Here is a 22,046-nt window from a genome sequence, read left to right on the forward strand (position 1 = left end):
CTGTACAGCGTTATCTGTGATTACTTGCCCAGCAAAAACTTGCGCGCGATGGCGATCTGGTCGTCGTGCACGAAGGTGGGCGCATGGCCCACGCCTTCGATTTCCACCAGCTGCGCCTTCGGCCCGCGGCCCAGCATGCGCGTGGCCGTTTCATGCGACAGCAAATCGGATTCCGACCCGCGCACCAGCAAGGTGGGGCAGCGCACGGCATCATACGCGGCCCACAGCATGGCTTCGTCGCTGGCCGCCGATTCCGGCGTGGCCGAACGGAACGGCATGGCCAGTCCCATATCGTAGTGGCGGCGCCAGTGGCCATCCTTGTCCTGGCGCAATACATCCACCGCCAGTTTATGCCATTCCGCGTCCGTATGCGGGCCGAAGCTGGCGGACACGTCGCGGACAAAGCGCGCGCCCTGCTCGAACGTTTCGAAGCGCAGGTCCTGGCCGATGTAGTCGCCGATGCGCTGCAGGGCTTCCGGCGCCAGGGTCGGACCGATATCGTTCAGCACCAGCTTGCTGATCGGGCTGTCCGGCAGCGATGCCAGCCCCAGGCCGATCAAGCCGCCCATCGAGGTGCCGAACCAGTCCACCGTCTGGCGCTCGCCATTGGCCAACACGCGCGCCAGCAGGGTCACCATGTCGCTCACATATTGCGGCACGCGGTAGAACTGCGGATTGGCCAGCCAGCCCGAACGGCCGCGTCCCACCACGTCGGGACAGATCACGCGGTAATCGCTGGCCATGGCGCGCGCCAGGTTGTCGAAGTCGTCGGCCACGCGCGTCACGCCATGGGCGCAGACGAGCACGTTCGGATTGTCGGCTGCGCCCCACTCTTTATACGACATGCGGTGCAGGCCCGCCGGCGAGATGCATTGCACTGACTTGATGCTGGCTTCGATCATGCGATTCCTTTAACACCGGGGAAAACCTGCTGCGCCGGTTTTCTCGGGCGTCGTAATTGGCTAGTAAAAAACACAGAAACCGGCAATTTGCCGGATGCCCCGCGCGCGACTCTCCGGCAGTGTAGCGCAGCGCGGGCAATGCTCCAAGCGCACGGCTGAAATGCTGCGGCGCAGCACGAGCATCATGGGGCAATACCCGATATAGCGAAAATGCATATCTGCGGTTATCCACAATTGAGCCTGCCTGCCAATGGGCGGATGATCGCAGCATCAACCCGCAAGAGGAGACCACTCGTGAAAAAACCATTTTATAAAATCCTGTACGTGCAGGTGCTGTTCGCCATCGTGGCTGGCGTGCTGCTGGGGGTGTTCTACCCGTCGAACGCCGTCGACATGAAACCGCTGGGCGACGGCTTCATCAAACTGATCAAGATGATCATTGCCCCCGTCATCTTCTGTACCGTGGTCTCCGGCATCGCCGGCATGCAGGACGTCAAGAAAATCGGCCGCGTGGGCGGCAAGGCCCTGCTGTACTTCGAAGTGGTTTCCACCTTCGCCCTGGCCATCGGCTTGCTGGTGGCGAACATCCTGAAACCGGGCGCCGGCTTCAACGCCGATCCGGCCCACCTGGACGCCAAGTCGATCGCGCAATACACGCACGCCGAAGGCTTGAGCACCGTCGACTTCCTGATGAACATCATCCCGAAGACTTTCGTTGACGCCTTCGCCAAGGGCGACATCCTGCAAGTGCTGCTGATCGCCATCCTGTTCGGCTTCTCGCTGTCCCTGCTGGGCGAGCGCGGCCGTCCCGTCACCAAGCTGATCGACGAACTGTCGCATGCCATCTTCGGCATGGTCAACATCATCATGAAAGTCGCACCGATCGGCGCGTTCGGCGCGATGGCGTTCACCATCGGCAAATACGGCCTGGCATCGCTGATCCCGCTGGCCAAGCTGATGGGTTCGTTCTACCTGACCTGCTTCCTGTTCGTCTTCGTCGTGCTGGGCGCCATCGCCAAGTACACGGGCTTTTCCATCGGCCGCTTCCTGCTGTACATCAAGGAAGAACTGCTGATCGTGCTGGGCACGAGCTCGTCGGAATCGGCCCTGCCGGCCCTGATGAAAAAACTCGAGCGCCTGGGCTGCTCGAAACCGGTGGTCGGCCTGGTCGTGCCTACCGGCTACTCGTTCAACCTGGATGGCACCAACATCTACATGACCATGGCGGCTCTGTTCGTGGCGCAAGCCACCAACACCGACCTGACGATCTGGCAAGAGCTCACCATCCTGGGCGTGGCGATGCTGACCTCGAAAGGCGCGTCCGGCATCACCGGCGCCGGCTTCATTACCCTGGCCGCCACCCTGGCCGTGGTGCCGACGATCCCCGTGGCCGGCATGGCGCTGATCCTGGGCATCGACCGCTTCATGAGCGAGTGCCGCGCGCTGACCAATTTCGTGGGCAACGGCGTGGCCACCATCGTCGTGTCGAAATGGGAAAAAGAACTGGACATGGACAAGCTGCACAGCGAACTGGCCCATCCCACCCACCCGACCGACGAATCGTATGTCGCCCCCAGCGTAAATATCGTCAAGTAAGCGACGCGTTCAAGCGACTCTTCCTCCTGAAAAGCCCCGCAGAGCCATCTGCGGGGCTTTTTTCATGGGCACGCACTTTCCGCAGAATCATCAACCATGGGTAAATCATGCATCAATATTTCATCAGATGATCAATGGATGGAAAACTATTACAGTACGTTCACTGTTCCCCGGTAAGCTCCCGCATAATGACATTGCGTTAATGCAAGCCTGACACCGAACCATCCACCCTTTTGAATGGAGTACGTCATGTCCCTCACGCCCGCCTTCTACGCCACCTGGAGCCCACGCCTGCTGGGTCTGCTTCGCATCATCCTGGGCTTTCTCTTCCTGCAGCACGGCACGGCCAAGCTGTTCGGCGCACCCCATGTGGCCATGTTCGACGGCCTGCAACTGTTTTCCGTGATGGGCGCGGCTGGCGTCATCGAACTGGTGGGCGGCACCCTGCTGCTGCTGGGCCTGTTCACGCGCCCCGTCGCCTTCATCCTGTCGGGCCAGATGGCGGCCGCCTATTTCATGGCGCATGCCCCCGCCGGCTTCCTGCCCATCCTGAACGGCGGCGAAATGGCCGTGATGTACTGCTTCACCTTCCTGTATTTCGCGGCAGCGGGCGGCGGCGCCTTCAGCCTTGACGGGCTGCGCGGCAAGGCTGGGGCATAAAAAAAGGGCGGACCTCTTTGGCCGCCCCTCTATTTCTTGCAACGCTGCGCTTATACGGCAGACACGTCCAGTTCGGCGCCCGTGGCCGCCTGCACCTGCTCTTTCGTCACGCCCGGCGCCAACTCCACCAGCTTCAGGCCCTTGTCCGTCACGTCGATGACGCCCAAGTCGCTGATGATGACATCGACCACGCCGACGCCCGTCAATGGCAGGTCGCACTGTTTCAGCAGCTTGTGCGACGTCGTGCCGTCCTTGGCCGTGGCCACGTGCTCCATCAGCACGACGACGCGCTTGACGCCGGCCACGAGGTCCATCGCGCCCCCCATGCCCTTGACCATCTTGCCCGGAATCATCCAGTTCGCCAGGTCGCCCTTTTCCGACACTTGCATGGCGCCCAGGATGGCTAGGTTGATCTTGCCGCCGCGGATCATGCCGAAGGAATCTGCCGAGCTGAAGTAGGCGGCGCCGGGCAAGGCCGTCACCGTCTGCTTGCCGGCGTTGATCAGGTCAGCGTCGACTTCGTCGTCCGTGGGGAACGGACCGATGCCCAGCAAGCCGTTTTCCGACTGCAGGAACACTTCGATATTCTCCGGTACATAGTTTGCCACCAGGGTCGGCAAGCCGATGCCCAGGTTCACATAGAAACCATCCTGCAATTCTTTTGCCGCGCGCGCGGCCATTTCGTCACGTGTCCAAGCCATTATCATCTCCCTCAATTTTCGTGGAACGCCTGTCAAAACCTCGCTTGGCGCGCTTGGCGGCCTGCGATGCTCAGCGGCTCGGCGCCTTCGTACTCAAGCACGGGGGCGCTTCTTAGCCACTAAGCACTGCCGCTCGCTACGGTTTTGCCATGCGTAAATCTTCTATTTATTAATCAGTGTGCACGGTGCGCTGCTCGATGCGTTTCTCCGGGTTCGCGTTGACCACGATGCGGTGCACGAAGATGCTGGGCGTATGCACCTGGTCCGGGTCGATCTCGCCCACTTCGACCAGCTTTTCCACTTCGACGATGGTAATCTTGCCGGCCATGGCCACGTTCGGGTTGAAATTGCGCGCCGTCTTGCGGTAGACCAAATTGCCTGCGCGGTCGGCCATGTAGGCTTTGACCAGCGACACGTCGGCCACGAGGCTGCGCTCCATCACGTATTGTTCGCCGTCAAACTCGCGCAGCTCCTTGCCGTCGGCGACGATGGTGCCCACGCCCGTCTTGGTGAAGAAAGCGGGAATGCCGGCGCCGCCGGCGCGCAATTTTTCGGCCAGGGTGCCTTGCGGCGTGAATTCCAGTTCCAGTTCGCCGGCCAGGTACTGGCGCGCGAATTCCTTGTTTTCGCCCACGTAGGAGGCGATCATTTTTTTGATCTGGCGCGTGGTCAGCAGCTGGCCCAGGCCGAAGCCGTCCACGCCGGCGTTGTTGGAAATGGCCGTCAGTCCCGTCACGCCCGAATCGCGCAAGGCGCCGATCAGGGCTTCGGGAATGCCGCACAGGCCGAAGCCGCCGACGGCGATGGTCTGGCCATCTTGGACGATACCGGCCAACGCCGAGGCGGCGTCAGGATAAACTTTATTCATGGGTGTCCCTCTATCTTTTGTTAAGCTTTGGTCTTGAGTCCATGACTCAGGCAGCGACTCAGCATAAAATACGCGAGTGGAAAGTACAATACCGTAGAACTACCGGCGCCGTGCCGGCAATCCCCCTGTGAGAGTGATACGTATCAGATGAATGCCGCGTCAGCCATCGATTATGAAAGCATCTTCCTGCATGCGCCCGTCGGCATGTGCATGTCGGAAAACCGCATCATGCGCAGTTGCAACGAGGCGCTGGCCGGCATGTTCGGCTATGCGCGCACCCAGCTGGACGACCAGTCGTTTGAAGTACTCTACCCCACGCACGACGAATTCCTGCGCACGGGTGAGCGCATCATTCCCATCATGAACGCCAGGGGCCGCTATTCGGACGAGCGCATCATGCGCCGCAGTAATGGAGAATTGTTCTGGTGCCACGTCACGGGCCACGCCATGCTGGCCGCGCAGCCGCTGGGCGCGGGCATCTGGACGTTCGAGGATGTCAGCGAGAAGCGTCCCGTGACGGCGGAACTGACGCCGCGCGAGCGCGAGATCGCCGCGCTGCTGGTGGAAGGCAAGACCAGCAAGCTGATCGCCCGCCAGATCGACCTCAGCCCCCGCACGGTGGAAATGCACCGCGCCAAGCTGATGCGCAAGTTCGCCGCCGCCACGTCGTCGGAACTGGTGCACAAGCTGGTGGGACTGCAACTGCCGCGCTAGAGCCGCGGCCGAGGCCACTTGCCTTTCACGCCGAATAAATCCGTCGCGGGCGGCAGCGCGGCGCGGCGCGCCCTTGTGGCCGAGACGCGCCACCGTACTCGAGTACGGGGGCGCCGAGCCGGTGGCGCCGAGCCGGGGGCGCCGAGCCGGTGAGCATCGCCGGCCGCAAAGCGCGCCGCGCGGCAGCTTGTCTGGCGTTAAAACGTGCTCATGCCGCCATCGGCGGAGATGATGGCGCCGTTGATGAAATGCGAATCCTCGCCCGCCAGCAGCAACAGCAGGCCATCGAGGTCTTCCGGCTTGCCGGGGCGCTTGTTGGGCAGCATTTCGATCAGCTTCTTGCCCTGCTCGGTGGCGAAATAATCCTCGTTGATTTCCGTGGAAATATAGCCGGGGCAGATGGCGTTGGTGTTGATGCCATACTTGCCCCACTCCACCGCCATGGCGCGCGTCATGTGCACCATGCCCGCCTTGCTCATGCAATACACGCCGATCTGCGGCAGCACCTGCAAGCCCGCCATCGAGGCGATATTGATGATGCGGTGCTGTTTCTTCGGGTCGCCCTTGGCGCGCGCGATCATGCGCTTGGCCGTCTGCTGGGCCACGAAGAACGATCCGCGCAGGTTGGTGTCCATCACGAACGAGTAATCCTCGGGCGTGACGTCGACCAGGCGTTGCGTCGTCGACACACCGGAATTGTTGACGAGGATATCGATGGGACCGGCTTCCGTTTCCGCGTGCGCGATGGCTGACTTGATGCTGGCGAAATCCGTCACGTCCAGCGAGACCACGTGCGCGGCGCCGCCGTCCGCCTCGATCTCGGCGCGCAACTCCTTGAGCCGCTCGGTGCGGCGCGACGCCAGCACGACCTGGGCGCCCGCCTGGGCCAGCACTTTCGCAAAGCGAGCGCCGAGGCCGCTCGATGCGCCGGTAATCAGGGCTATCTTGCCCTCGAAATTGACTTCTATGCCCACGAGCTACTCCTGTTTTATTTTAGATAACACTTTACGCCGTGCCTATGGCACAGGGGCAAAATCGCCCGCGGCGCACTTGAGCAAAAGTAAACGCCATCATTACACAAAATGGCTGGATTTAGATTGCGGCGTGGGGCAATGTCACGCAAAATGGCGCCAAAGTTGCAATCCTCGCCAAAAACAAGCACACTCGTGCTTAAATTTCCCCGATGATGCTTTAATCCCTATCCTTGCTACCTAATTGAGTGACTATAAATCGAGACCATGACACAGCCTAATAACTTAGTTGAACAGTACGGACCGCGCGAAGCCATGGAATACGACGTGGTGATCGTTGGCGGCGGCCCCGCAGGCCTGGCGGCCGCGATCCGCCTGAAGCAGCTGGCCGCTGAAAAGAACCAGGAAGTGTCCGTCTGCGTGCTGGAAAAAGGCGGCGAACTGGGCGCGCATATCCTGTCGGGCGCCATCATGGACCCGAAAGCCCTGACCGAACTGATCCCGAACTGGAAGGAACTGGGCGCGCCCCTGAACACGGCAGTGACGGAAGACCGCATCCTGTTCCTGACCGAAACCAAGGCGTATAAGACGCCGAACTTCGCCGTGCCGGCCTGCTTTGAAAACCACGGCAACTACATCGTCTCGCTGGGCAATGTGGTGCGCTGGATGGGCCAGCAGGCGGAAAACCTGGGCGTGGAAATCTTCCCCGGCTTCCCCGCCGCGGAAATTCTCTACAACGACGACGGCGCCGTCCGCGGCGTGGCGACCGGCAACATGGGCGTCAAGCGCGATGGCGAGCCGGGCCCTGACTTCCAGCTGGGCATGGAATTGCACGCCAAGTACACGCTGTTCGCCGAAGGCGCCCGCGGCCACCTGGGCAAGCAATTGATGGCCAAGTACGACTTGAACGCCGGCAAGGACCCGCAATCGTACGGCATCGGCATCAAGGAACTGTGGGAAATCGACCCTGCCCTGCACCAGCCGGGCCTGGTGATCCACTCGACGGGCTGGCCGCTGGACGCGAAAACCTACGGCGGCTCCTTCCTGTACCACCTGGAAAACAACCAGGTGATGGTCGGCTACGTGGTGGGCCTGGCGTATGAAAATCCCTACCTGTCGCCGTACGAGGAATTCCAGCGCTATAAAACCCACCCGGAAATTCGCAAGTTCTTCGAGGGCGGCAAGCGCATCTCGTACGGCGCGCGGGCGATCACGGCGGGCGGCCTGCAATCCTTGCCGAAACTGGTGTTCGCCGGCGGCGCGCTGATCGGCTGCGACGCGGGCTTCCTGAACATGAGCCGCATCAAGGGCAGCCATGCGGCCATCAAGAGCGGCATGCTGGCGGCCGAAGCGGCCTTTGGCGCACTGGGCGAATCGCGCCAGCACGACGAGCTGGCCAGCTACCCGGTGGCGTTCGAACAGTCCTGGCTGCATGAAGAACTGCACGTGGCGCGCAACGTCAAGCCGTGGCTGTCGAAAGGCCTGTACCTGGGCAGCCTGATGACGGGCATCGACCAGATCATCTTCCGCGGCAAGGCGCCCTGGACCTTGCACCACACGCATGGCGACCACGAATGCCTGAAACCGGCGGCCCAGTCGAAAAAGATCGTGTATCCGAAACCGGATGGCAAGCTGACGTTCGACAAGATGTCCTCCGTCTTCATCTCGAACACGAACCACGCGGAAGACCAGCCGATCCACCTGACCTTGAAAAACGCCAGCGTGCCCGTCGACGTCAACCTGGCCACGTATGCGGGTCCGGAAGCGCGTTACTGTCCCGCCGGCGTATACGAGTTCGTGAAGAACGACGACGGCGCCGAACGCCTGCAGATCAATGCGCAGAACTGCGTGCACTGTAAAACCTGCGACATCAAGGACCCGACGCAGAACATCGTCTGGGTCACGCCGGAAGGTGGCGGCGGGCCGAATTATCCGAATATGTAAACGTCGCCATCAGCACGGTGAAAACAGCGCGCAGCCAACCGGCCCGCGCTGTTTTTTTATGTTAGCTGTTTTGGAGGAAACTAGGCATTTCCACGGCATGGCAGTTACAATCGTCACCACCAGCATTCTTGAATCCATCGATGAGCGATACCGTCACCAATGCGCACAGCGCCGCGCATGCGCTCCAGACCCCGGTGCGCGCAACGCGCGCCCCCGGCCGTTTAGACGTGCAGCCAGGTACCGCATGAAAACCATCGCCATCATGCAGCCGTATTTCCTGCCCTATCTCGGCTATTTTCAACTGCTTGCCGCCGTAGACAAATTCGTCCTGCTCGATGATGTCAATTACATCCGTGGCGGCTGGATAAACCGCAACCGCATGCTGATGAACGGTGCGCCGCATTTGTTTACGCTGCCTTTACGGGGCGCCAGCCAGAACCGCCGCATCTGCGATCTCGCGCTGACGGAGGAAACGGCATGGCGCGACAAACTGCTGCGTTCGATAAACCAGGCGTATGGCCGGGCCCCCTACTACGCTCAGGTGATCGGCCTGCTGGAACAGACGCTGCACTGCCCCCATCCGCAACTCGACCAGTTCCTGCTCAACAGCTTGCGCCAGGCCATGCGCTATCTCGGCCTGGAAACGGAGCTGGCCCCCACCACGCGCGCGTATGCCAACGACGAACTGGCGGGTGCCCGGCGCATCATCGACATCTGCGTACGCGAAGGCGCGAGCCGCTATATCAATCCCATCGGCGGGACCAGCCTGTACCGCCATGAGGACTTCCAACAACACGGCATTGCCTTGCATTTCCTGCAGAGCCGCCCAACCAGCTACCACCAGGGCAAACACCCGCACGTCGCCGGCCTGTCGATCATCGATGTGATGATGAACAATGCGCCAGCGACGATCAGGCAGTTGCTCATGGAAAAAGATTTGCTGTAAGGCGGAGCGCCATGCATGACTTGATCATCAGCTATCGCATCGACACGACGGACGAGCATACCGTCGAAGCACATCTGCGTGCCTGCGACACGCGCTTCATGTCCTTGTCTGCCGATGCCGATGCGCTGCCTGCCTATGCAAAAAAACTCGCCTCCCGGGCCCGGCGCTGCGAGGCATGGGCTGGCCAGGCATTGGTGGGCCTCGTCGCCCTGTATTGCAACGATAGCCACAGCCGCACGGCATTCATCAGCAACGTCAGCGTATTGCCGGACTGGGGCGGCAAGGGCATCGCGACCCGGCTGCTCCGCAGCGCCACGGAACTGGCGCGCCTGGCCGGCATGCACGAGATCCGGCTCGAAGTCGATCGGGGCAATGTCCGCGCCATCGGCTTGTACCGCAAGGCGGGCTACGCCGCGTTACCGGGTGCATCCCCGGCCATGTCGATGGCGCGCCTGACAGATAGCTGAGCAGGGCACGGTGAATTTCGCGACCGATCGCAAACGGCAAGAAAAATTCCTTGAGGAAATTTTCCATTTCAATTTTCAACAGTTACAATCCCGGCTGGTCCATCCTTCCGTTCTTTCATGCTAACTGCGTCCGCTGGCAGCGTCTGCCTGTCAAACCTGTCAAATGCAAAGAATAACCTGGCCGTAACGCCAGGCAGGTGTCTCCATCCATTCGCCATTTCCTATCACCGCAAGGAGAATCCATGAGCCAGCCATCCAGCCCAGGCAAACCCATTCTTGTTTTTCCAGCCGGCATGCCGCGCTCGCTTGAGTATCTGGAACAGTGCCAACGCAATGGGCAGGCAGTCATCGGCTCTTCTTCCCTCGCATACGACGTGGCAAAGGCCCGCTATTCTCACTGGGAACATTTGCCTTACATTACCGATCCAGCCTTCAACGCAGCCTTGACCGCCCTGCTCACCGAGCATGGCATCAGCGGCATCTATACGCCCAACCCGGTCGCATGGACCTATTTGAACAAGGTGCTGAAGACCATCGCCCCGCATGTTCCCTTGGTCAATGCCTGGCCGGTGCAGGAAGAACTGAGCGGTTACCGCGCCGCCATCCAACGCGGCCAGCAGCAGGATCAGGCCATGCCCCTGGCATCGGCCACGCCGCCCAAGCCAGCCGTGTCGAACATGGAGCTGGCCGCGCTGTATCGGCATGCAAACATCATCCCAGGCATGTGCGACGATGAAAAAATTGGCGCCCTGTGTGAAATCGCGCGCCATAGCGTCGCGGGAGATATTGTCGAGATCGGCAGCGCCTATGGCAAGTCCGCCTTCGTGCTGGCGCGCCTGTCGCGGCTCTATGGGATCGGCAAACTGTTGTGTGTTGACCCCTGGAAAAGCGAATACCTGGTACAGAATGACGCGGCAGGACTCGTCGACGATTCGATCCAGTATTTCGACCTCGACGAAACGCTGCGCGTATTTGAAATGAGTTTATTACCTTACAACAATGGCGACATCAACTACCTGCGCCTGCCATCGACCGAGGCGGCCCGGCATTACGCGGCGCGGCGCGAGGTGGTCACCGGCACCTTCGGCAATACCAGCTACTGCGGCAAGATCGCCTTGCTGCACATAGACGGCAATCACAGCTATGAAGCGGCGCGCGACGACGTGCAGGCCTGGATAGGCCACCTTGTCGCGGGCGGCTGGGTCATCATCGATGACTACGTCTGGCCATACGGCGACGGTCCCAAACGGGTTGGCGACGAATTGCTGGCCGCGCACCAGGAGCGCATCGACTCGGCATTTGTCATGGGCACCGCCCTCTTCGTGCAACTGCATTGAACCATGCCGCCGGCGCCTGTCCCTGCAGGCGCCGGCCCTGTCCGCACAGGACAGAAACAGCACAACAATGCCAGAAAAATCATGCTTTCCAGCGCGCTCTTCACCGCGTGAAACAGGATATAAAAATTCCATGTGGAAATTTTCTATTTCTCCTGTCCAACAGTTACAATTCCCGCTGGCACACTTTTCAAGTCCCCCACATGAGCACCCACACCCCTGACGCAGTGAACCTCGACGCTGAACTGCAGCGCGCCATCGAACATCACCAGGCAGGGCGGTATGCGCAAGCGGAAGCGCTTTACCTGTCGATTGTGCAGGCGCAGCCCTACCATGCCGTGGCCAATCACAATGTGGGTTTGCTGGCAGGGCAACTGGGTTTTCACGATGCCGCCCTGCCCTATCTACGTACCGCGCTCTCCGTCAATCCCGACGAGGGCCAGTTCTGGCTCTCGTATGCCACGGGCCTGCTGTCGGCCGAACAGGCCGAGCACGGCCTGGAAATCATCGAAAGCGCCATCCAGCGTGGCCTCGACAACGTGGAATCGCAGGCACTGCTGGCACGTGCCAGGGCCGCCGTCGCGCAATTGCCGCAAACCCCGACGGCGGAAGAAATGCAGCATGTGGTCGCACTGTATAACGCGGGCCAGTATGCGGCACTGGAGAGCGCCACGCGTGCCCTGATTGCCAGCTACCCCGCATCGGGCTTCGCGTGGAGCGTCCTTGGCACGGCCCTGCAACTGCAAGACAAGGACGCCTTGCCTACCTTGCAAAGAACCGTGAAACTGGCACCGCACGACGCCGAGGCACACGGCAACCTGGGCAATGCCTGGCAAGCGGCGGGCCAGCATGCGTCCGCCATTGACTGTTATCTGCGGGCACTGGAAATCCAGCCCGACTTTGCCGAGGCGCACAGCAACCTGGGCAGCGCCTTGCAGGCACTGGAGCGGCTGGACGAAGCGGCGCACGCCTATCGCCAGGCCTTGGCCATCAATCCGGACTATGCCTTGGCGCATTTTAATTTGGGCAATACGCTCAAATCCCTGGGCGATCTGGAGGGCGCGGTCGCCAGCTACCGCAACGCGGCAGCCATCGCCCCCGACGATGCGGAACTGCATGGCAACCTGGGCAACGCGCTACAGGCCCTCCAGCAGCTCGACGCAGCGGCAGCCAGCTACCGGCACGCCATCGCACTGGCTCCCGGCTATGCACTGGCGCACAGCAACCTGGGCACCACATTGCAAGATCTGCAACAGCTTGACGCGGCGCTGGCCAGCCATGAAGAGGCGGTCCGGCTCGATGCTGGCACCGCCGCATTCCAGAACGGCCTGGGCCTGTGCCTGAAAGCCATGGAGCGGCCGCAGGAGGCACTGGAGGCCTTCCAGCGCGCACACCGCATCAATCCGCATGAGCTGGGCATACGCACGAATCTCGGCAGCGCACTGTTTGCGCTGGAGCGCAAGGCGGAAGCACTCGAAATCTACCAGGCCCTGCTGGAAATTGACGGGGAAAACGCCAGCCACTACAACCATCTTGGCCTGATCCTGCACGACCTGGGACGCGTGGACGAAGCCATTGCCACGCACCGCAAAGGCTTGGCGCTGGCGCCGGCCTCCGGCACGGCCCTGCTGCACCTGGCCGAAGCACTGAGCAGCGCGCGCGACTTTGATGGCGCCGTGGACTGTCATCGGCAGGCGCTGGCGCTGGAACCGGCGTCGGCCGACCTGCACAACCGGCTCGGTATAGCCCTGCAAAAAGCCAAGTGCTATGACGAAGCCCTGCTCGTGTACGGCCAGGCGCTCAAGCTGGAGTCCGAGCACGCTGTCGTGCACAGCAATATCGGCGCCGTCCTGCACGACATGGGCCGCTACGAGGAAGCGCTGGAGCAATATGAGAAGGCCGTCGCGCTCAATCCTGATTTTGCCGCTGCGCACATGAACATGGGCATGGCCTATCGCCTGCTGAACCTTTTTGACGAGGCCATCGCAGCGTTCAGGCGAGCAATCACACTCAGGGACGACTACCTGGAAGCCCACACCAGCCTGGGCGCCACGCTGTGTGAAAAAGGCTTGCTTGAAGAAGCCATCATCAGTTGCCGAGCCGCCTTGGCGATCGATCCGCACTGCGCGCCGATCTACAGCAATTTGCTGTTCTGCCTTACGCACCTGGACTATCCCGATCCCGCGGCACTGTTTGCGGAACACCAGAAATTTGCCGAGATATTCGAAACGCCGCTGCGCGCCAGCTGGCCGCGGCACGGGAACGCGCCCGATCCGGAGCGCGTACTGCACATCGGTTTTGTCTCTGGCGATTTCAACAATCATGCCGTGGCCAACTTTATCCTGCCCATCTTTGATCACCTGAGCCGCTCGCCGCGAGTCGTGCTGCACGGCTACTATACAAGCCTGCTCGATGACGACTGCACGACGCGCGTACGCTCGCTGCTCCACCACTGGCATGCTATCCACCACCTGAGCGACGCCGCCCTTGCAGCCAAGATCGAAAGCGACGGCATCGATATCCTGATTGACCTTGCCGGGCATACGGGAGGAAACCGCTTGCTGGCCTTCGCGCACAAGCCCGTGCCCGTACAGGCGAGCTGGATAGGCTATCCCGGCACCACCGGCCTGCAAGCGATGGATTATTTCCTGTGCGACCGTTTTTACCTGCCGCCCGGCGCCATGGAAGAGCAGTTCAGCGAAGCCATCGCCTACCTGCCGGCCGCAGCGCCGTTCCTGCCGTCTGCGCTCTCGCCCCCCGTCAAGGCACTGCCCGCGCTGCAGAACGGCCACATCACCTTCGGCAGCTTCAATCGCCCAAACAAACTCAGCCGCGAGGTAATTGCCGCATGGGCGCGTCTGCTGCGCGCCCTTCCCTCCTCGCGCATGCTCATTGGCGCCATGCCAAAGAGCGGCGGCTACGACACCTATATCGACTGGTTTGCCCACGAAGGCATCGCGCGCACACGCCTCGATTTTTATCCGCGCACCTCGACCGGGGACTATCTGGAGCTGCACAACAAGGTCGATCTGTGCCTCGACACCTTCCCGTACACGGGCGGCACCACCACCATGCATGCCCTGTGGATGGGAGTGCCCACGCTGACCATTCCCGGCAACACCCTGCCAGGACGCGTGACCGCCTGCGCGCTCAGCCACATGGGCATGGCAGCCTTCATCGCCAACGACATCGATGATTTTGTCGCCAAGGGCAGTTATATCGCCAATGATCCGGCGCTGCTGTCAGACATTCGCGCCAATTTGCGGCAGATCATCACGAACTCGCCCATGGGCCGTTCGGAAATTATCGCCGCAGGCTTCGAAGGCGCGCTGCGCGTCATGTGGCACCGCTGGTGCGCCGGGCAGGCGCCGGCCTCGTTTGAAATCGAACTGGATCCGGCGCAAGCCGATGCACAGGCATGAATCCAGCCGAAGGCCAGCCCCCCATCTATGTCACCCAGCCAACACTGCCGTCGCTGGAGGAATTCCTGCCCTACCTGCAAGAAATATGGGGCAATAAAATCCTCACCAACGGCGGCCCGTTTCACCAGCAACTGGAACAAGCGCTGGCGTCCTACCTGGGGGTACCGCATATCTCGCTATTTGCCAATGGCACGCTGGCGCTGATGACCGCCTTGCAATCGCTGCGCATTAAGGGCGAAGTCATCACGACGCCCTATTCGTTCGTTGCCACCGCGCACTCCTTGCTGTGGAATGACATCAAGCCTGTTTTTGTCGATATTGAGCCGGACGGCTTCAACATGGACCCGGCCAGGATCGAGGCGGCCATTACGCCACAGACCAGCGCCATCATGCCGGTGCACTGCTATGGCCGGCCGTGCAATGTGGACAAGATTGAAGAAATCGCCAGCAACTACGGACTGAAGGTCATCTATGATGCCGCCCACGCCTTCGGGGTTCGGTATCGCAATGAAAGCGTCCTGCAGCACGGCGACCTCTCGGTGCTCAGCTTTCATGCCACCAAAGTCTTCAATACCTTTGAAGGCGGCGCCATCATTTCGCCGAACGCCAAGGCTAAGCGGCATATCGACCACCTGAAGAATTTCGGTTTTGTCGATGAAGTGACGGTGGTTGCGCCGGGCATCAACGGCAAAATGAACGAAGTCAGCGCCGCTTTCGGCATGTTGCAATTGAAAGGCATCGGCGACGCCCTGCAGCAGCGCGCGGCGATCGACCGCCACTACCGCACGGGACTGGAAGCAACGCCTGGCATCCTGTGCCCCGCCTTGCCGGCCGATACCAGCTTCAATCATGCGTATTTCCCCATCCTGGTGCAGGCGCAATACCCGCTCCGCCGCGATGACCTGTTCCAGAAACTGCGCGATGCCGGCATCTATGCGCGCCGCTACTTCTACCCCTTGATCAGCGACTTCCCCATGTACCGGCACATGCCTTCGGCGGCACGGGCCAACCTGCCCAACGCCAGCGCCATGGCGGAGCAAGTGATCTGCCTCCCGCTCTACCCGGACCTGCCTGCGGAACAGGTCGAGCGTATCGTCGGGATCATCCGCGGCGGATGGGCAAACGGCAAATAAATATTCCCATACAGAAATTTTTATTTAATAGACAGGCAAAAACGGTCGTCTTGTACTCAGGAGAGCGCAAACTCGCGGCTCTCGACTGAATTCACCCTATTAGGAGTTTTTCCCATGCTGAGTTTGCATACCAACAACGCGTCGCTGTCCGCGCAAAATTCGATTGCCAAGACCCAATCGCAACTGTCGACCTCGATGACCCGCCTGAGCACCGGCTACCGCATCAACTCGGCCATGGATGACGCGGCCGGCCTGCAGATCGCCACCCGCCTGAAAGCCCAGACCAGCGGCATGACCGTTGCCATGAGCAACACGCAAAACAGCACCTCGATGCTGCAAACGGCCGAAGGCGCGTTTGGCGAAGTCACCAACATGCTGGTGCGCATGAAGGATCTGGCCACGCAAGCTGCCGATGCCTCCTCGAACACGGACGACCAGAAAGCCATGCAGGCCGAGTTCGACGCCCTGGGCCAGGAACTGTACAACATCATGAGCAACACCACGTTCGGCGGCAGCAAGCTGCTGGGCGACGGCGCCGGCACCGCCGGTTCGCCGACCCTGTCGACGACCATGACGTTCCAGATCGGCGCGAGCTCGACGGAAAAAATGTCGATCGACGTCTCGGGCGGCATGTCGACCCTGAACACGGCGCTGAAAGCCGTGTCGGCCAAGTTCTCGTCCGTTGCCACGACCGCCGCCGGCGCCGAGATCACCACCGGCACCGCCGCCAATGCCATGATCAAGACGCTGGCCGATGCCATCGACAACGTCGGCACCGTGCGCTCCGCACTGGGCGCCGCCGCCAACCGCCTGGACCACATCAACAGCAACCTGTCGAACATCTCGACCAACACCAAGGCTGCTACCGGCCGCATCATGGACGTCGATTTCGCCACCGAAAGCTCGAACATGACGTCGTCGCAAATGCTGCTGCAAGCCGGCACCGCGATGCTGAAACAAAGCAACAGCATGTCCTCGATGGTCATGTCGCTGCTGCAATAATCGACTGCGTCTCAAGACCAGCCCCGGCAAGCGATTGCCGGGGCTTTTTTTATGGCGCATGCTGGCAAAAAAATTTCCACATGGCATTTAATAAACGGCGCGGGATAGTCGTCTTGTACTAGGGAGAGCGCGATGGTTCGCGGCTCCCGACCAAACATACCTAATTAGGAGTTTTTCCAATGCTGAGCCTGCATACCAACAACGCGTCGCTGTCCGCGCAAAACTCGATCGCCAAGACGCAATCGCAACTGTCCACCTCGATGACCCGCCTGAGCACCGGCTACCGCATCAACTCGGCCATGGATGACGCGGCCGGTCTGCAGATCGCCACCCGCCTGAAAGCCCAGACCAGCGGCATGACCGTTGCCATGAGCAACACGCAGAACAGCACCTCGATGCTGCAAACGGCCGAAGGCGCGTTTGGCGAAGTCACCAACATGCTGATCCGCATGAAAGATCTGGCCACGCAAGCTGCCGATGCCTCGTCGAACGTCGATGACAAAAAAGCCATGCAGGCCGAATTCGACGCCCTGGGCTCGGAACTGGCCAACGTGATGACCAACACCACCTTCGGCGGCAGCTTGCTGCTGGGTGATGGCACGGGCACCACCGGCACGCTGTCGTCGTCCATGACCTTCCAGATCGGCGCAAGCTCGACGGAAAAAATGTCGATCGACGTCACCGCCGGCATGACCGGCCTGGCAGCAGCCCTGAAAGCCGTCTCGGCCAGCTTCTCCACCGCCGGCGCCGCCGGTACGGAGCTGACGGCAGCGGCCAACACCGCCATCGGCAACCTGACCACCGCCATCGACAAGGTCGGCACCGTGCGTTCGGCCCTGGGCGCCGCCGCCAACCGCCTGGACCACATCAACAGCAACCTGTCGAACATCGCCACCAACACCAAGGCCGCGACCGGCCGCATCATGGACGTCGATTTCGCCACCGAAAGCTCGAACATGACGTCGTCGCAGATGCTGCTGCAAGCGGGCACCGCGATGCTGAAACAAAGCAACAGCATGTCCTCGATGGTCATGTCGCTGCTGCAATAATCGACTGCGCTTCAAGAGCAGCCCCGGCAAGCGATTGCCGGGGCTTTTTTCATGGCGCGCCCTGAATATGAAAAATTTCCATACAGCACTTAATAAGCGGACAGATCTGGTCGTCTTGTACTGATGAGGGCAAGAAACGTTGCCCCTCGACGAATTCACCTTACAGGAGCAACACCATGCTGAGCCTTCACACCAACAATGCATCGCTGTCCGCACAGAACTCGATCGCCAAGACCCAATCGCAACTGTCGACCTCGATGACCCGCCTGAGCACCGGCTACCGCATCAACTCGGCCATGGATGACGCGGCCGGCCTGCAGATCGCCACCCGCCTGAAAGCCCAGACCAGCGGCATGACCGTTGCCATGAGCAACACGCAAAACAGCACCTCGATGCTGCAAACGGCCGAAGGCGCGTTTGGCGAAGTCACCAACATGCTGGTGCGCATGAAGGATCTGGCCACGCAAGCTGCCGATGCCTCCTCGAACGCACAAGACAAGACCGCCATGCAGGCAGAGTACAACGCCCTGGGCCAGGAACTGTACAACGTCATGACCAACACCACCTTCGGCGGCAGCTTGCTGATGGGTAACGGCACGGGCACCACCGGCACGCTGTCGGCTGCCATGACGTTCCAGATCGGCGCGAGCTCGACGGAAAACATGACGATCGACGTCAAGGCCAACATGGTCACCCTGTCGGCATCGCTGCTGGCCGCGACGAAGAACTTCGCCGCCGCCGCATCGACCGGCGCGTCGGAACTGACCGGTACCGCCAATGCCACCATCGACTTGCTGGCCAAAGCCATCGACGACGTCGGCACCGTGCGTTCGGCCCTGGGCGCCGCCGCCAACCGCCTGGACCACATCAACAGCAACCTGTCGAACATCGCCACCAACACCAAGGCCGCGACCGGCCGCATCATGGACGTCGATTTCGCCACCGAAAGCTCGAACATGACGTCGTCGCAGATGCTGCTGCAAGCGGGCACCGCGATGCTGAAACAAAGCAACAGCATGTCCTCGATGGTCATGTCGCTGCTGCAATAATTTTTACCCCGTACTACCCGCTGGTACCGGCCAGCAAGAAAAGCCAGACCGCGCGTCTGGCTTTTTTACGCCCCACGCCATTTTTTCAAATAATTTCCACACGGCATTTAACGTTTACGGCCGCACGGTCGCCTGTCTTGTTTGAGGACGAAAAATTCCACTGTCCTGCAATGCATTTACCACAGGAGTTACCATATGCTGAGCCTTCACACCAACAACGCATCGCTGTCCGCACAGAACTCGATCGCCAAGACCCAATCGCAACTGTCGACTTCGATGACACGCTTGTCCACCGGCTACCGCATCAACTCGGCCATGGATGACGCCGCCGGCCTGCAGATCGCCACGCGCCTGAAAGCACAGACCAGCGGCATGACCGTCGCCATGAGCAACACCCAGAACAGCACCTCGATGCTGCAGACGGCCGAAGGCGCGTTTGGCGAAGTGACCAACATGCTGGTACGCATGAAGGACCTGGCCACGCAAGCTGCCGATGCGTCCTCGAACGGCCAGGACAAGACCGCCATGCAAGCCGAATACGACGCGCTGGGCCTGGAACTGTACAACGTCATGACCAACACCACCTTTGGCGGCCAGACCCTGCTGGGCGACGGCAACACCGGCAAAGGCACGCTGTCGGATGCGATGACCTTCCAGATCGGCGCAAGCTCGACGGAAAAAATGAGCATCAACGTCTCCGCTGACATGGGCACGCTGAACACCAAGCTGGTGGCGCTGTCGGCCAACAACTTCAAGGCCACTTCCGGTGGCGTGGGCACCGAGCTGACCGCCGCCGGCACCGCCAATACCACCATCGACAAACTGGCCGCGGCCATCGATAACGTGGGTGTCGTGCGTTCCGCCCTGGGCGCCGCCGCCAACCGCCTGGACCACATCAACAGCAACCTGTCGAACATCGCCACCAACACCAAAGCCGCGACCGGCCGCATCATGGACGTCGATTTCGCCACCGAAAGTTCGAACATGACGTCGTCGCAAATGTTGCTGCAAGCGGGCACCGCGATGCTGAAACAAAGCAACAGCATGTCCTCGATGGTCATGTCCTTGCTGCAGTAATTCTTGTCCGGCCGCTTGCGGCCAGCCAGCCAAGCCAGACTGCGGTCTGGCTTTTTTATGCGCGGAACATATTAATTTAACTATATTTGCCAGCATATTTAACGATCTTGGCAACGCAGTCGCCTATACAAGGTAGACCCGCCCATCCCTTCACCCCACCGGAGCCGCCACGTGCTGAGCATTCACACCAATATCGCCGCACTGTACGCCCAGAGCGCCGCCTCGAGCGCGCAGCGGCGGCTGTCGACGTCGATGTTGCGCCTGAGCACAGGCTACCGCATCAATTCGGCCATGGATGACGCCGCCGGGCTGCAGATCGCCACGCGCCTGAGCGCGCAAGTGAGCGGCATGACGGTCGCCATGCGCAATACGCAAAACAGCACCTCGCTGCTGCAAACGGCCGAAGGCGCTTTTGGCGAAGTCACCGACATGCTGGTGCGCATGAAGGACATGGCCACGCAGGCGGCCGACGCCTCCGCCAACCAGCTCGACCGCGACGCCCTGCAGGCCGAATACGATGCGCTGGGCCAGGAACTGTACAACGTGCTGACCAACACCACGTATGGCGGCAGCCTGCTGCTGGGCAATGGCACGGCTGGCAAGGGTACCCTGTCGCAAGCCCTGACCTTCCAGATCGGCGCCAGCAGCAGCGAAACCATGCAGTTCAGCGTGGCCGGCAAGATGAGCGACCTCGATGCGGCCCTGAAAGCCATCTCTGCGAACTTTGCGCCGGGCGCCACGGCTGGCAGCGAAATCGGCAGCAACACCAGCGCCAACACCATGATCGACTTGCTGGCAGCGGCGCTCGACCAGGTCGGCGGCGTGCGCTCGGCCCTGGGCGCCACCGCCAACCGCCTCGAGCACGTGAACAATAACCTGGCCAACATGGTCACCAATACCAAGGCCGCCATCGGCCGCATCATGGATGTCGACTACGCGGCGGAAAGCGCCAACATGACATCGGCGCAAATGCTGCTGCAGGCCAGCACGGCCATGCTGAAACAAAGCCAGAGCATGCAGAAAATGATACTGTCGCTGTTGCAGCCGTGACGCATGCCGCAGCCCCGGCTGGCGGTTTTTTATAGACTTTGATCTGGAAGCAGTGGCATGGCGATAGACCGCATTTCCTCCGGCAACCCGGTTCCCCTGATTACGCAGCGCTTCGACGTCAGCCCGGCCACGCCGATGGTGCCAGGCGTGGTGCAGCCGCTGGTGCCCGTCGGCCCCTACATGGCGTCCGCGCCCGATGCCGGCACCCTGCCCGCGCAATTGCAGCAGCAGGGGCAGGACAGCCTGGCGTCGCTGATCAAGCCCAACGGCGATGGCACGGGCGCCACGCCGCGCGACAGCAGCGCCATGCAGGTCAATCAGCTGTTCTTTACGCGCCAGCTGGTATGGCAGCCGCCCGACGCGGCGCAGCTGGCCGCCTCGTGGCGCGTGATGGTCAAGACCTATGGCGAACAGTACGCGGCGCTGCAGGAACAGGCGCGCGGCCAGCACGTGCCGGGCAACCTGTTCATGGCGGAACAGCAGCCGGCCCTGCTGCGCGAAGGCCCCCGTCCGCCCTTGACGGTCGACAGCGAAGCATGGCGCTTTGCCGTGTATGGCTGGGGCGGCCAACGCCTGCTGCTGCGCGTGCTGGCCAGCGACGAGGACGAGGATGCCGCTGCGCCCAAACGCCGCGGCAAGGTGGCGCTGCGCGTGGAACTGCTCATCACCGGCATCGGCCGGGTGGTGATCCAGATGGAACCGGCCGGCGATGGCGTGCTGCTGGAACTGGCTGCCGATGAAGAGTCCGCCCTGCGCCACCTGCGCCTGGCCCTGCCCGAGATCGCCGACGCCGTGCGGCGCGCGGGATTGCGCGTGGTGCGCTGCCGCCTGAACCGCCAGCTGCACGCGCAGCGCGTGCACGGCAACTACCCCATGCAGGCGGGCGCAGCCGCGCTGACCCTGCCGCTGTTCCGCGCCATGGCAGAAGTGGCGCTGCTGCTGACGCAGCCGGAAGCGGAGGCAGCCGCCAATCCCGAGCCACCGGCGCAAGCGCCAGCGGCCGGGCCGGAAGAAGACCTTATCGTCTCGAAGGAAGTGGCGGCACCGCTCGACTACGACTATGGCGACGACGCGGACGGGACTGCGCCAGGCGCCACCGTGCTGCTGCTGGCCGACGGCCAGGAGCACGAGCTGCTGCCGCCGATCGACGAACAGGATTGA

General features: G+C 61.5%; 19 protein-coding genes. 15 read left to right on the top strand and 4 right to left on the bottom strand.

Annotated elements, in window-relative coordinates; genetic code table 11:
* Positions 1-20: 20 nt before the first annotated feature.
* The gene (locus ACZ92H_RS13595; RefSeq protein ID WP_131378751.1) at positions 21-902 is read right to left on the bottom strand and encodes an alpha/beta fold hydrolase; all 882 of its coding nucleotides are present in this window, start codon (positions 900-902) and stop codon (positions 21-23) included.
* Between the two features lie 294 nt (positions 903-1,196).
* On the opposite strand from ACZ92H_RS13595, the gene ACZ92H_RS13600 reads away from it, so the two are divergent.
* Entirely contained in the window at positions 1,197-2,498 is a 1,302-nt protein-coding gene (locus ACZ92H_RS13600) for a dicarboxylate/amino acid:cation symporter (protein ID WP_131378753.1), read from the top strand.
* 249 nt (positions 2,499-2,747) lie between these two features.
* On the top strand, positions 2,748-3,158 hold the full coding sequence (locus tag ACZ92H_RS13605) for a DoxX family protein (RefSeq protein ID WP_131378755.1): 411 nt from the start codon (positions 2,748-2,750) through the stop codon (positions 3,156-3,158).
* A gap of 50 nt (positions 3,159-3,208) precedes the next feature.
* On the opposite strand, the gene ACZ92H_RS13610 is transcribed toward ACZ92H_RS13605, so the two are convergent.
* Positions 3,209-3,859: a CoA transferase subunit B gene (locus tag ACZ92H_RS13610; protein ID WP_131378757.1), complete on the bottom strand. Its 651-nt coding sequence runs from the start codon at positions 3,857-3,859 to the stop codon at positions 3,209-3,211.
* A 169-nt stretch (positions 3,860-4,028) separates the two neighbouring features.
* A complete protein-coding gene (locus ACZ92H_RS13615) occupies positions 4,029-4,727 on the bottom strand; it encodes a CoA transferase subunit A (protein ID WP_465049776.1) in 699 nt (232 codons plus the stop codon).
* A 147-nt stretch (positions 4,728-4,874) separates the two neighbouring features.
* Here ACZ92H_RS13615 and ACZ92H_RS13620 point away from each other — a divergent pair, with 147 nt between their 5' ends.
* Complete coding sequence (locus tag ACZ92H_RS13620; protein WP_131378759.1) at positions 4,875-5,441, top strand: LuxR C-terminal-related transcriptional regulator; 567 nt, start codon at positions 4,875-4,877, stop codon at positions 5,439-5,441.
* A 197-nt stretch (positions 5,442-5,638) separates the two neighbouring features.
* Here the strand turns inward: ACZ92H_RS13620 and ACZ92H_RS13625 are convergent, their stop codons facing one another.
* Entirely contained in the window at positions 5,639-6,415 is a 777-nt protein-coding gene (locus ACZ92H_RS13625; protein ID WP_034752351.1) for an SDR family oxidoreductase, read from the bottom strand.
* A gap of 264 nt (positions 6,416-6,679) precedes the next feature.
* On the opposite strand from ACZ92H_RS13625, the gene ACZ92H_RS13630 reads away from it, so the two are divergent.
* From ACZ92H_RS13630 to ACZ92H_RS13685, 12 genes are all read left to right on the top strand, one after another.
* Entirely contained in the window at positions 6,680-8,356 is a 1,677-nt protein-coding gene (locus ACZ92H_RS13630) for an electron transfer flavoprotein-ubiquinone oxidoreductase (RefSeq protein WP_465049777.1), read from the top strand.
* Between the two features lie 97 nt (positions 8,357-8,453).
* Positions 8,454-9,302 carry a WbqC family protein gene (locus ACZ92H_RS13635; protein ID WP_465049778.1) on the top strand — a complete coding sequence of 283 codons (849 nt, stop codon included), beginning with the start codon at positions 8,454-8,456 and terminating at the stop codon, positions 9,300-9,302.
* 11 nt (positions 9,303-9,313) lie between these two features.
* Complete coding sequence (locus ACZ92H_RS13640) at positions 9,314-9,769, top strand: GNAT family N-acetyltransferase (RefSeq protein ID WP_465049779.1); 456 nt, start codon at positions 9,314-9,316, stop codon at positions 9,767-9,769.
* 242 nt (positions 9,770-10,011) lie between these two features.
* Positions 10,012-11,106 (top strand): class I SAM-dependent methyltransferase, encoded by a 1,095-nt coding sequence (locus ACZ92H_RS13645; RefSeq protein WP_465049780.1) that lies wholly within the window; start codon positions 10,012-10,014, stop codon positions 11,104-11,106.
* A gap of 200 nt (positions 11,107-11,306) precedes the next feature.
* Positions 11,307-14,525, top strand: coding sequence for a tetratricopeptide repeat protein (locus tag ACZ92H_RS13650; protein WP_465049781.1), 3,219 nt, complete (start codon positions 11,307-11,309; stop codon positions 14,523-14,525).
* The gene (locus tag ACZ92H_RS13655; protein ID WP_131378769.1) at positions 14,522-15,658 is read left to right on the top strand and encodes a DegT/DnrJ/EryC1/StrS family aminotransferase; all 1,137 of its coding nucleotides are present in this window, start codon (positions 14,522-14,524) and stop codon (positions 15,656-15,658) included. The genes ACZ92H_RS13650 and ACZ92H_RS13655 overlap by 4 nt, the downstream gene beginning before the upstream one ends.
* A 114-nt stretch (positions 15,659-15,772) precedes the next feature.
* Positions 15,773-16,660, top strand: coding sequence for a flagellin N-terminal helical domain-containing protein (locus tag ACZ92H_RS13660; protein ID WP_131378771.1), 888 nt, complete (start codon positions 15,773-15,775; stop codon positions 16,658-16,660).
* Between the two features lie 179 nt (positions 16,661-16,839).
* Positions 16,840-17,709, top strand: a complete 870-nt coding sequence (locus ACZ92H_RS13665; RefSeq protein WP_131378773.1) for a flagellin N-terminal helical domain-containing protein — start codon at positions 16,840-16,842, stop codon at positions 17,707-17,709.
* A gap of 176 nt (positions 17,710-17,885) precedes the next feature.
* Positions 17,886-18,758 (top strand): flagellin N-terminal helical domain-containing protein, encoded by an 873-nt coding sequence (locus ACZ92H_RS13670; protein WP_131378775.1) that lies wholly within the window; start codon positions 17,886-17,888, stop codon positions 18,756-18,758.
* A gap of 195 nt (positions 18,759-18,953) precedes the next feature.
* Entirely contained in the window at positions 18,954-19,835 is an 882-nt protein-coding gene (locus ACZ92H_RS13675; protein WP_465049782.1) for a flagellin N-terminal helical domain-containing protein, read from the top strand.
* Positions 19,836-20,006: 171 nt separating this feature from the next.
* Entirely contained in the window at positions 20,007-20,885 is an 879-nt protein-coding gene (locus tag ACZ92H_RS13680; RefSeq protein ID WP_465049783.1) for a flagellin N-terminal helical domain-containing protein, read from the top strand.
* Positions 20,886-20,942: 57 nt separating this feature from the next.
* Positions 20,943-22,046 (top strand): hypothetical protein, encoded by a 1,104-nt coding sequence (locus ACZ92H_RS13685; RefSeq protein ID WP_465049784.1) that lies wholly within the window; start codon positions 20,943-20,945, stop codon positions 22,044-22,046.

The sequence above is a fragment of the Janthinobacterium foliorum genome, assembly GCF_978021625.1.